Source organism: Rhizobium sp. NPDC090275, from assembly GCF_044772225.1.
Lineage (GTDB): Bacteria > Pseudomonadota > Alphaproteobacteria > Rhizobiales > Rhizobiaceae > Rhizobium.
This window is the reverse complement of the sequence record NZ_JBIVYL010000009.1, coordinates 93,183-104,685: the sequence shown is the minus strand read 5'-3', so window position 1 is coordinate 104,685 and position 11,503 is coordinate 93,183. Positions and strand designations below refer to the sequence as shown.

7 protein-coding genes are annotated in these 11,503 nt (G+C 57.6%); 2 read left to right on the top strand and 5 right to left on the bottom strand.

Features of this window, described 5'->3' with window-relative positions; all coding sequences use genetic code 11:
• Nucleotides 1–25: 25 nt before the first annotated feature.
• Nucleotides 26–229, bottom strand: coding sequence for a hypothetical protein (locus ACIQUB_RS22145; RefSeq protein WP_402932180.1), 204 nt, complete (start codon nt 227–229; stop codon nt 26–28).
• A gap of 176 nt (nt 230–405) precedes the next feature.
• Between ACIQUB_RS22145 and ACIQUB_RS22140 the strand changes: the two genes are divergently transcribed.
• A complete protein-coding gene (locus ACIQUB_RS22140; RefSeq protein ID WP_402932178.1) occupies nt 406–2,196 on the top strand; it encodes a methyl-accepting chemotaxis protein in 1,791 nt (596 codons plus the stop codon).
• 561 nt (nt 2,197–2,757) lie between these two features.
• Here the strand turns inward: ACIQUB_RS22140 and ACIQUB_RS22135 are convergent.
• The 4 genes from ACIQUB_RS22135 to treZ form a co-directional block, all read right to left on the bottom strand.
• The gene (locus ACIQUB_RS22135) at nt 2,758–3,249 is read right to left on the bottom strand and encodes a hypothetical protein (protein ID WP_402932176.1); all 492 of its coding nucleotides are present in this window, start codon (nt 3,247–3,249) and stop codon (nt 2,758–2,760) included.
• Nucleotides 3,250–3,682: 433 nt separating this feature from the next.
• Complete coding sequence (gene glgX / locus ACIQUB_RS22130) at nt 3,683–5,773, bottom strand: glycogen debranching protein GlgX (RefSeq protein WP_402932174.1); 2,091 nt, start codon at nt 5,771–5,773, stop codon at nt 3,683–3,685.
• Nucleotides 5,770–8,304 (bottom strand): malto-oligosyltrehalose synthase, encoded by a 2,535-nt coding sequence (gene treY, locus ACIQUB_RS22125; protein WP_402932172.1) that lies wholly within the window; start codon nt 8,302–8,304, stop codon nt 5,770–5,772. The genes glgX and treY overlap by 4 nt, the downstream gene beginning before the upstream one ends.
• Entirely contained in the window at nt 8,301–10,337 is a 2,037-nt protein-coding gene (gene treZ, locus ACIQUB_RS22120; protein ID WP_402932170.1) for a malto-oligosyltrehalose trehalohydrolase, read from the bottom strand. The genes treY and treZ overlap by 4 nt, the downstream gene beginning before the upstream one ends.
• On the opposite strand from treZ, the gene ACIQUB_RS22115 reads away from it, so the two are divergent.
• A complete protein-coding gene (locus ACIQUB_RS22115) occupies nt 10,336–11,451 on the top strand; it encodes a putative zinc-binding metallopeptidase (RefSeq protein ID WP_402932168.1) in 1,116 nt (371 codons plus the stop codon). The genes treZ and ACIQUB_RS22115 overlap by 2 nt on opposite strands.
• The last annotated feature ends 52 nt before the right edge of the window (nt 11,452–11,503 follow it).

Below are 11,503 nucleotides of genomic sequence, written 5' to 3'. Positions count from 1 at the left end.
GCCGCCGGTATCGGATGTATGCAATTTATTGCGGTGTTGTTGGCCGCTCATGCTCGATAACCTGGGCGCACATTAGCAGATCCGCAGCGATTTGCCGACATTGCTGGGGCGTTAGCGAGAATTGGAAAGACTGCGTGCCTCCTGCTTCGGCATCCGCAACCAGCTTGACGATGGCAACCATGCCAAGTTCGATATAGCGACTGAACTCCCGCAACGGGGGCTTTTTCATACGGCCACTCGTATCAAAGTCTGGGGGTATCATGCGCGATCTCCGATCGTCGGGATTCGACGAGATGAGCCCTGATAAACGTTAAATTTATCATTAAATCCTGATTAATTTTCAAGTGCAACTATTCGGGTAGTGACATTAAAGCCGTCACAAATATTGGTCAGGGAAAACATCGTATGTCTATTTTGGATCGTGGTGCCAATGCTGTCGCGGTCCTTGCCGCGATCTCGAAATCTCAGGCAATGATCGAATTCGATCTATCAGGTAAAATCCTGACAGCTAACGACAACTTTTGCCAAGCGCTGGGATATCAGCTTTCCGAAATCATCGGCAAACACCATAGTATGTTTGTCGAACCGGAATACGTCCGGTCTCCAGACTACAAGGCGTTCTGGGCGAAACTTGCAGGCGGTCAGTTCGATCAGAGACAGTACAAACGTATTGGCAAGGATGGCAAGGAAGTCTGGATCGAGGCCTCCTACAATCCTGTGTTCCGCCGCGGCAAGCCGGTCAAGGTAATCAAGATTGCGACTGATATTACCAACCAGAAGCTAAAAGCGGCTGAGGATGCAGGCAAGCTTGACGCTTTGTCGCGAGCACAGGCGATCATCGAGTTCACTCCGGCAGGGGAGGTGATCACGGCGAACGAAAACTTCCTCCTCGCACTTGGCTACGCTCTTCCGGAGATCGCTGGCAAACACCACTCGATGTTCTGCGAATCCGCCTACGTAAACTCCACCGACTATCGGGAATTTTGGAAGAAGCTTAGCGCTGGGGAGCTTGTGGCCGACGAGTTCATGCGCATCGGCAGGGGTGGACGCAAGGTCTTTATCCAGGCTTCTTACAACCCGATCTTCGACATGAACGGCAAAGTCTTTAAAGTTGTGAAGTTTGCAACGGATGTCACCGGGCGGGTAGAGAATGTCGAAAGCCTTGCCGGCTGTCTGACAAATCTCGCGGATGGAAATCTTTCCCAGACAATCGAAAAACCGTTTATCCCATCCCTTGATCGGCTGCGGACCGATTTCAACGCCGCGTCGGAAAAGCTGAGGCAGGCCATGGCGACCGTTGCGGAGAATGCGCGGGCAATCGCATCCGGCTCGAGCGAAATCCGTTCTGCGGCAGATGAACTGGCAAAACGGACGGAGCAGCAGGCAGCATCCATCGAAGAAACGGCTGCGGCGCTTGAGGAAATTACCACGACTGTCAAGGATTCCAGTCGACGAGCCGAAGAAGCGGGCCAACTCGTTGGTCGAACACGCCAGCATGCGGAGCATTCCGGTCAGGTTGTTCGCGATGCGATCGGGGCAATGGATCAGATCGAAAACTCGTCGCGTGAAATCTCGAACATCATTGGTGTTATCGACGAGATCGCTTTCCAAACCAATTTGCTCGCTCTCAACGCCGGTGTTGAAGCCGCCCGGGCAGGCGAAGCCGGAAAAGGCTTCGCAGTGGTCGCGCAGGAGGTACGTGAACTGGCGCAGCGCTCGGCAACCGCAGCAAAGGAGATCAAGTCCCTGATCACGGCCTCCGGTGGACACGTCCAAAATGGTGTATCCCTCGTCACGAAAGCCGGGTCCGCGTTGCAAGAGATCTCTACACAGGTCAATGACATCAACACGAACGTCGTTGCCATCGTCGAAGCATCTCGCGAACAGTCGACCGCGCTTGGCGAAATCAATCAAGCCGTCAACACAGTCGATCAGGGCACCCAGCAGAATGCGGCAATGGTCGAGGAGCAAACCGCGGCCAGCCACAGTCTTGCGCGCGAGGCCGCAGCATTGTTCAACCTGCTCGAGCAGTTCAAGTTCGATGATATCTCTCGCGTAAGACCGCCGGCAGTTCCCGTGGCGAACAGACTGGCCGTTCGCCCTACCACTGCCAAGGTCCGCCACGCATCATTGCCAAGAGTAAGCGGGAATTTGGCGCTTGCAGACGATCGAGGCGAGTGGGAAGAATTCCGATAGCAGCAGGTTTATGTACTTTGCCCGAGTGGCAAGTAATGGCGCGAGTGTGAGGTGTAAAGCCTGACGGAGCCTTGCGGAGCAGCTGCCTGTACACGCGGCTGCTCCAGCTTAATGTAAACTCAATGCGCCGGCTTCGGCCCTTCTACGCGATCGAGAACCTGCGAAAGTATGTCGGAGCAAGCCTTCATCGGCTCGTCATCAGCGCACTTGATGTCGATCACTGCCTGGCCACTTTCGATCCGAAAATGAGCTGCCTTAGATGGCGGCGGCGGGGGAGGGGGGCGATGGCCGCGTGGGCCGATGTCGCCTCCGGGACCGCGGGGCGGGGGTGCGGCGTGGTCGCCATCCGGCTCGCCCGGTACTCCCGGAGCCGGTGGCGGCGCTGCTGGATCAGCAACCGGGGCGGGTCCACCAGCAGCGGGAGGGGCGGGCGGCTGTTGTGCCAAGGCTGTTCCCGCAAGAGCAGCAAAGGCAACAGCTGAAAGAATATATCTTTTCATTGGGTTGGTCTTTCATCAGATGTGAGGGTTAAACGTCGTGCTGAGCCTAAGCGCTCGGACGTCAGGGCCTTGCTTCACCGTCAAGCGGTCCGGCTTGTGGGGGCGGCAGTGGGTCAGGGGGCAAGAGAGCGTCAGTCTTACCGTCCTTGTCGACTAGATAGCTGGCATGGACGAAGCCATGGTCAAACCGGCCCTGAACCGTCACAGGCTCATTCTGCGTGACGAGTTGACCGCCTTCGCCGGCACGACCGGTTTCAACCAGCGCTTTACCGCTATCATCCTGGAGAATGAACTTGTTACCGTAGATCTCCGCGACGGTACCCTTGACCGTCACCAGTCCAGACGTTGGCATCTTTGCGATTGCGACCGGGGTCATCGACGCCATCTCGGGGGAAGGGCGTACCATTTTCATGGCCGCTGCTCCACCTGCCACACCCACAACGAGCGCGACAGCGATAGCTGGAAAAGCGACCCAGCCGCGCCGGCGTGACCTTCTTAAGCCATCCTCGCGACGGAGCTCGGGGGATCCGCTGATAGTGCTTCCAATTGTCATCTTTTATCTCCTTGATAAGTGACAACCGAAATTTACATGCCGGCTACCGACACCAGCCTGAACCTGGCGGTTCAGATTGAGTTCAGCTGTCTGCGAGAGGACCGCGCCTCCTCTTCAGCTCGGTGCCCGATGATACGTGTATCGCTGATTTGAGATTGGGATCACCTTAGTTGTCCTATCATCGGTGCCATAGTGCCCAGAAATTTTTACTATATCGTTTGAGACGGTAGGAATACGTCGCACACCGCCCGACAGAAGGTTGCGGCGTCGTTGTTCTCAGTCTCGATGCTCGAGGTCGCCAGCGCGTATCGGTATTCAAGGGGTCGCGAGAGGCTGAGGGTATGCGGTGAGGAACCGCGCAATCGTGGCTGGCGATGGATTTCCTGGACTGCCGGGAGTGAACCCGGCAGCCTTGGAGACAGCTTCATATATTTCACTGAGCAGGCGGTAACGCCGGTCGCAGGATTGCGAGACTGCGGCCTTCCAAGTCGAATTCGGCATCCGATGAAATCCCTGGATCAGCTAACGTGGGTGCCGTCGAAAGCTCCATCACCCACTCTCCCTTTTCCGGCTGTGGGATGTGGAATGGAACATTGCCCTCAAACGGATTGAACAACAGTAAGACTTCCGGCCATACGCCTTCTTCGTCTCGTAAGTCTTCACGAGCAAGGTATAGGCCGAGCGTTGTGCCTTCCTCCCAGTGATCGGCCTGTTGCTCACCGCCACCGGCGTTTAACCATTTGATTTCCATTCCGTCGCGCCAATTCTCGCGACGAAGAAGCGGTTGTTTCGCTCGGAGTTCGATAAACCGTCGTGTGAACTCGCGCAAGCTCTCACAGGTTTCTGGAAGATTGTCCCAGTGAACCCATGAGATCTCGCTATCCTGGCAATAGCCATTGTTATTTCCAACCTGACTCCGCCCAAACTCGTCACCCGCTAGGATCATTGGCGTTCCATGGCTCAGAAGCAAGGTCGCTAGGAAGTTGCGCTTTTGGCGCTCCCGGACTTCGTTGATACCAGCGTCTTCTGTGGGGCCTTCGGCGCCGTAATTGTAGGACCGGTTGTCCGAATGCCCGTCGTTGTTATCCTCTCCGTTGGCATCGTTGTGCTTCTCGTTATAGGAGACGACGTCATTCAGCGTGAAGCCGTCATGGGCCGTGATGAAATTGACGCTAGACCACGGCCTGCGGCCGCGAAGATCGTAAATGTCGCCCGATCCAAGGAGGCGCGCCGCAAAATCGGTCGACACGTTATTGCCCTTCCAGTACTCACGTACGGTGTCTCGATACTTGTCATTCCATTCCGCCCAACCAGGCGGGAAGCCACCGACCTGATAACCGCCTGGCCCGATGTCCCAAGGCTCGCCGATCAGCTTGAGCTTCGACAAAACGGGATCCTGCGTTACCGCATCAAAAAATCCTCCGCGCTGGTCGAACCCATCTGGCTCACGGCCAAGGATTGTCCCCAAATCGAAACGGAAGCCGTCGATATGCATCGCTTCAGCCCAATAGCGCAGGCTATCGGTCACGAGCTGAAGGACGCGAGGATGGGAGGTGTTGACCGTGTTGCCGGTTCCCGTGTCGTTAATATAATAGCGATGCTGGTCGGGCATGGTTCGGTAGTAGGAAAAATTGTCGATCCCCTTGAACGAGAGGGTCGGTCCAAGTTCGTTCCCCTCGGCGGTGTGGTTGTAGACCACGTCGAGAATGACCTCGACACCCGCGTCATGAAACGCGCGGACCATATCTCGGAAGCCCTGAATACGGTTCGGGCCATAGTAGCGAGAGGCGGGCGCAAAGAATCCCAGCGAGTTGTATCCCCAGAAGTTTTTCAAACCTTTGTCCAGAAGGTACTGGTCGTCCGGAAACCAATGAATCGGCAGAAGTTCGACAGACGTAACGCCAAGGTTTTTGATATAATCGACCGCCGCCTTATGTCCAAGCCCATCGAAGGTACCTCTCAGCTCCTGCGGGATGGAACTGTTCAGCTGGGTAAACCCCTTGACGTGCGTCTCGTAGACAATGGTTTTCGACCACGGGATGCATGGTCGCTTGATGTCCTGCCAGTCCAACGCATTGGGATCAATCACGCGCGCTTTCGGGGTAAACGGCGCGCTGTCTCGAGTATCGAATGTCAGGTCTTTGTCTTCCGACAGAAGTTCATAAGAAAAGTGCGCTTCATTCCACTCTATGTCGCCGACGAGTTCGCGCGCGTACGGGTCAAGGAGGAGCTTATTCGCGTTAAACCGATGGCCGTTTTCCGGGTCGTATGGTCCATGCACCCTGTAACCGTAAAGAGCCCCCGGCTTTAGACCGGGTACGTATCCGTGAAACACTTCATTCGTGTATTCCGGAAGCTCGATGCGGGCTACCTCCGTCTTGCGATCCTCATCGAAGAGGCAAAGCTCGACGCGCTCCGCGTGAGCGGAAAACAACGCGAAGTTAACACCACTCTCGTCAGGCGTGGCGCCCAGGGTGTGCGACCAGCCGGACTGGACATCGAATTTTCTATCATCGGCGTTCATAGCTGTGCTCCAGATGGCGTGTTTGAGATCAGGATGAGGTAGGGGCGCGGCGTCGCAATGGCGTCCGGCAGTTGCTCCTTGTTGTAAATGTCGCCGGTGAGGAGGTCGGTGTAAGAAGCTGCGCCAGGCGCGACCGTCACGCCGAGGTTCGCTGGCGGGGCTTGGCCCGCTGCATCGCCAATGTCGACGGCGGCGAGGTTTTTACGCGCGACAACGACGACTACCTCGTCTTCTTTCCATTTACGTGCAAAGGCTATCACCTTTGGTGCGCGTAAGAACATTGGTATGTAGCTGCCATATCGAAACAGCTCGATTTTGCGGCGACGCAGTTCGAGAACTCGACGGATCACACGCTGCTTTGTGGCCCCACTCCGTAAATCGGATTCTGACGAAAAGTCGATTTCATCACTCGACTCCAATGAATTTTCGAGCTGTGAGAAATCGGGCTCCCGCCTGTTGTCGGGATCGACTAGACTAAGATCGAGCATCTCGCTGCCTTGATAGATGTCCGGCACTCCGGGGGCAGTCAGTTTGATGATCGTTTGGCTGAGGCTGTTTAAGACTCCAGCTTCGATAAACGGCTGTATCGCGCTTTTGAAATCTGCCAGAAATTTCTGGTTCTCAGGCGAAAGCAGATGTGCGGCGTAATCGAGGACGGCCTTCTCATACGCCTCGTTGCTTTCGCCCCAATCGGTACGCAGCTTCGCCTCTCTGACCGACTTTTCCACATAGGCCAGAAACCGCTCCTCCAGCGCCTTCAGTCCGGCCGCGTCGTCTGGCTGCAGGTTCGGCGGCCAGACGCCGGCGAGCGCCTGATAGAGCATCCATTCTACGGACGGCTCCGGGGCGGGGCCGTCATCTAGAGTGACGACACTGGCACGGTTGATGCCGCGCCAGCGGGTGACGTGTTCGGCCCAGAGATCGGGTGCCTCGGTCAGGGTATAGAGACGCGCACGCGAATCCTCGCCGCGCTTGGTGTCGTGCGTCGAGGTGCTGGAGATCGCGTCGGGCTGACGTTCAAGGCGCGTCTTCATCTCAGCATGGAACCGGTCGATAGAGAACGTGCGGGGAAGAGGTTCGGCTCCGACTTCGTTCAGGGCCAGCGCCATGTGCTGGCGGAAGAAGAGCGTGTCTTCCACGGATTTCGCCATCAGCGGTCCGGTTAGCTGCTGGAAGCGGGTGCGGAATTCGGCGGCCTCGCCGGAGGCCGTCGCTGAGACGTCGCCCGCCAAGATGCGGGTGATGAGATCTAGCGCCTGCGGCTCCGGCGCATTCGGGCCGCTGGAAACCTTGGCGACGACTTTGCCCAGCATGTCGTGGCCTTCCTGCGTAAGACCCGATGTCGTGCCATAGGTGCGATAGACCGGGAAAGCGACGAGCAGTTCGCGCAGTACCGATTTGACGGACGCCTTGTCGATGGCAATCCCGTCGGTCTCGGCGATGTCCGTCGCCAGCTTCAGCAGCGTCGTAAATTCGCCCTCGAAGTTTCTGTCCGCCATCAGCGTCTTGGCGGCGCGCAGCTCGGTCTCCATATCGACCTTGTTGCCGGCGACATCGTCATAGGCCTTGCGCAGGTCGTCAATCCTGCCGCCATCCACCAGCGCATCGGAGAGCGCGGCTATGAACTCGTAGCCGGTCGTGCCTGATATCGGCCAGTCGGCCGGAATATGTTCACCTTCCCCGAGGATCTTTTCCACGGTGATGTAGCAATCAGCTCCGGTCGCCTGCCGCAACTGTTGCAGATAGGTCTTCGGATCGGCCAAGCCATCGACATGGTCGACGCGCAGTCCGTCGACGGCGCCGGAATGGACCAGTTCGAGGATCAGACGATGGGTGTCGTCGAACACCGTCTTGTCCTCGACCCGGACGCCGGCAAGCCCCGTGATCTCGAAAAAGCGGCGATATGAGAGATCGCGCGGCGCATCCCGCCAGGACATCAGCCGGTAGGGCTGGCGCTCGTGCAGGGCTGCGATGTCGGCCTTGGCGGCGAGCTTCAGCACCTCAGCCTCACGACCCTGATAGGTTTGTGGCGCAAGCGGGTAGACGCTCTCGAAGTAGGCGAGCGCCGGCTTTCCAGTATTCGGATCGGGCTTGACCGAGATGTCGCCGTTCTCCAGCACCGCCTCGAACGTATCGCCGAGGAAGGGCAGGGTGAGGCGGCGCGACCAGTCGATGTCGAAATGACGGGCATAGCGGCTGTTCTCGCCATTCTCGATGACGTCATGCCACCAGGGATTTTCCAGCGAGGCGGCCATGTGATTGGGCACGATGTCGAGAATCAGGCCGAGGCCGGCCGCCTTCAGCGCCTTCACCATGCGGTCGAAACCTTCGCGGCCGCCGATCGACGGGTCGATCTCGTTGGCATCGGTCACGTCATAGCCGTGGGTCGAGCCCGACGTCGCGGTGAAGACCGGCGAGGCATAGAGATGGCTGATGCCGAGCCGTTTCAGGTAGGGCACGAGGCCGGCCGCCCGGTCGAAGGTCATGCCGTTGCGGAACTGGATGCGGTAGGTGGCGGTCGGGATCTTCATTCTGCAACTCCCGGAGCAAGACGGACGATGATGGAATTCTGCGGCAGGTCGTTTGTCGCGGCCGGACAGGCGAAGATCGTCTCGCCCGGCTGGTCGGGCAGCGGTTGCGCGGTCTCGCCGATATTGAGCGCGACGGAGAGCGTGCCCTTCGGAAACGTCCAGGTGACGGCGAGGAACCCGTCATCGGTCTTCACTACTTTGCCGGCATGGCCGCCTGCGGTGCCAAGAAGCGGCACGATCTTCGCCTGGCGAAGGGTAAGCAGTTGCTTCGTCAGCGCCAGCCAGTCCCGGCCTTCGGCTCTTTCCGGCTTCTGCCAGTCGAGTTTCGAGATGTCGAAGGTCTTTCTCGCGTTCGGGTCGGGAACCTCTTCGCCTTCATGGCCGGCATGGCCCTCGAATTCGCGGGCGCGGCCTTCCCGGACGGCCTTGGCAAGGTCGCCGTGGAAATCGGTGAAGAACAGGAACGGATTGGTTTCGCCATATTCCTCGCCCATGAACAGAAGCGGGATATGCGGTGAGACGAGAAGTGCTGCAAGCAGGATTTTCGTGCGTTCTACCCCGGCAAGCGCGATCAGCCGTTCGCCCTGGGCGCGGTTGCCCACCTGATCATGGTTCTGGATGAAATCGACGAAGGCGACCGGCGGCTGTCCAGCACTTTTGACGCCACGCTTTTCGCCGGTCTGCGGCGACACTTCACCTTGATAGGCGAAGCCTTCGGCTAGAACCCGCGCCACCAGCTTTTCCGGCTCTTTGGCGAAATCTTTGTAATACGCATGAGTTTCTCCGGTCGCCAAGACATGCACGGCATTGTGGAAGTCGTCGTTCCACTCCCCGGTAAACAGCGGCGCTGCGCTCTCCTCGTCGCGTGGATGCAGGAAAATGACATTGCGGCTGTCCTCTGTCGTCAGGTGAATGGGCCGGTCGGTAATCTCGGCGCGGATGCGCTCTGCGATCTCGATCAAAACATGCTTTTCGGATGTATCGTCGATCTGATCGATCGCGTCGAAGCGCAGGCCGTCGAGGCGAAACTCGTGCAGCCAGTAAAGCGGCGCGTCGACAATATAGCGGCGGGCTGCATCGACATCGTAAGCAATCCCAGCGCCCCAAGGCGTAACGCGGTCTTCGTGATAGAAGTCCGGCGCCAGGAGCGGGAGATAGTTGCCTTCCGGGCCGAAGTGGTTGAGCACGATGTCCAGCACGACTGAAAGGCCGACGCTATGGGCCGCGTCGATGAACGCTTTGAAATCATCGGATGTACCGTAAGCTGCATGCGGCGCGTAGAGCAGTACGCCGTCATAGCCCCAGCCGCGTTCTCCGCCAAACTGCGCGACGGGTAAGACTTCGATCATCGTGATGGCGAGCTCCGCAAGATGGGGGAGCTTAGCGATCGCCGCTTGGAACGTCCCCTCTGCGGTGAAGGTGCCTATATGCACTTCGTAGACGACGGTTTCCTCCCAAGGCCGCCCTTTCCAGCCTGGGTTCCGCCAAACATAGCTGTCCGGGTCGACTACAATGGACGGGCCGCGAACGTCGCTTGTCTGCGCACGAGATGCGGGGTCGGGCACGGCCATTCCGTCAGCCAGAATGTATCGGTACTCACTACCAATTGTGACGTCCTGCAGTGTTTTTGTGAACCAGCCGTCCTCGCTGCGAGCCATGTCGTACTGCTGGGTACCGATCTCGAGAGAAAGACGCTGTTGACCTGGCGCCCAAAGGCGGAATTCCGTCTCTCCGGACGCATTGCGTCGAGCCCCCCAACCTTCTGAACCAGTTGAATGGGGGAGCAGGTTTGTGTTTGACTGCATGATCTGCCTTTCAGGCTTGAGAGAGCGACTGGCAAACGACCGATAACCCACGTTGTTCCGGCGTTTGACACGGTTGACCAAATTTTGCCACGGTCGGCCAAATAAAGGCGATCTGGAAACAAGCTCGAGTCGGTCGGGACTGACGACCTGCACATTTTTCGGTTTGAGGTCTGATCTTTTTACCCAGTCGCGCGTTAGGCGACGCCCCCAACCAGAGAAATTATTCATGCGCCTCTATCAATGCGACGTCAGCGGACTGCCACTCTATTTCGACAATCACTTCAGCGTCGGTGCTGACAACGCTCCTGTCGGCTTTCTCGCCGAAACAATGACGATGCACACTTTGATGCCAGCAGGTGATGATCTTTGGAGCATCATATCGCGCCCTGGTGAAACGTGGCGTTTCTGCGGGAACGCGCAGATTGACGGAAGCAATTGGTTGGTGCGATCCGACGACCCCAATCCATTGGCCATTCCGGCCCGATACAACCGCCTGATCCCGAATACCGATACGCCGCAGGGCTTGGAGCGGTTTCGAAAGATCGGCGCCGCACAAAGACAGTTGTTCTACTCTATCCTGCGGTTTGGTTTGCCTTGTCCAGGAAGAGATGCTGACCCGCAGGCCGGATTGGTCTTCGATTTTCTGGAGGATGCAATCGATGAGCTCGGTAACCTCATTCCGGCTATGACCGGTCACGAAGATGGCCTTATCAGCTTGCGCGCGGCTGAATCAGACGACGTCGTGCGCGAGACCGTCCGGGTGTCGATGGGCGAGCCATACCGAACGTTGCTTGGCCATTTTCGGCATGAGATTGGACACTTCTATTTTCAGCAACTCGTCGCAGACAGCGACTTGATCGACGAAGCGCGATCGCTTTTCGGCGACGAACGTGAGGACTACGATGCGGCACTTCAGCGTAACTATTCGGAAGGACCACCGCCAAATTGGCAGGAGAACTTCATCTCGACATACGCAAGCTGCCACCCTTCCGAAGACTTTGCCGAATGCTGGGCGCATCTCTTCCACATCGTTGATACTTTGGAATCGTCGCGCGCCTTCGGTCTTTCAATCGAACCAATGAGGCACCATGAGCTTGATGCGGAGGTCAATTTCGACCCTTACCGGGCCAAGAGTGCACAGCAGCTCGTCAATGCCTGGGTGCCCATCAGTCTTGCGCTCAACACATTCCAGCGCTCGATGGGGCAGGGTGACATCTATCCGTTTGTCTTGCCGCCGCCCGTCGTTGACAAGCTCGACTTTATCAACAGGCTCATTGGTCATGCAAGGTCGAACTATCGCGAACCGCTGCGTGCTCGTCCGAAATTTTCGGAGAACAAGTGAAAGCAACGAAGTTCGGGTCATGGGAGGAAAGCTCCCGTGACCCGCAAATCAA

Bases quoted from the DNA above. Each gene is read 5' to 3' on its own strand.
- ACIQUB_RS22145 (WP_402932180.1), bottom strand. From the start codon at position 229: ATGAAAAAGCCCCCGTTGCGGGAGTTCAGTCGCTATATCGAACTTGGC.
- ACIQUB_RS22140 (WP_402932178.1), top strand. From the start codon at position 406: ATGTCTATTTTGGATCGTGGTGCCAATGCTGTCGCGGTCCTTGCCGCG.
- ACIQUB_RS22135 (WP_402932176.1), bottom strand. From the start codon at position 3,249: ATGACAATTGGAAGCACTATCAGCGGATCCCCCGAGCTCCGTCGCGAG.
- glgX (WP_402932174.1), bottom strand. From the start codon at position 5,773: ATGAACGCCGATGATAGAAAATTCGATGTCCAGTCCGGCTGGTCGCAC.
- treY (WP_402932172.1), bottom strand. From the start codon at position 8,304: ATGAAGATCCCGACCGCCACCTACCGCATCCAGTTCCGCAACGGCATG.
- ACIQUB_RS22115 (WP_402932168.1), top strand. From the start codon at position 10,336: ATGCGCCTCTATCAATGCGACGTCAGCGGACTGCCACTCTATTTCGAC.
- treZ (WP_402932170.1), bottom strand. From the start codon at position 10,337: ATGAATAATTTCTCTGGTTGGGGGCGTCGCCTAACGCGCGACTGGGTA.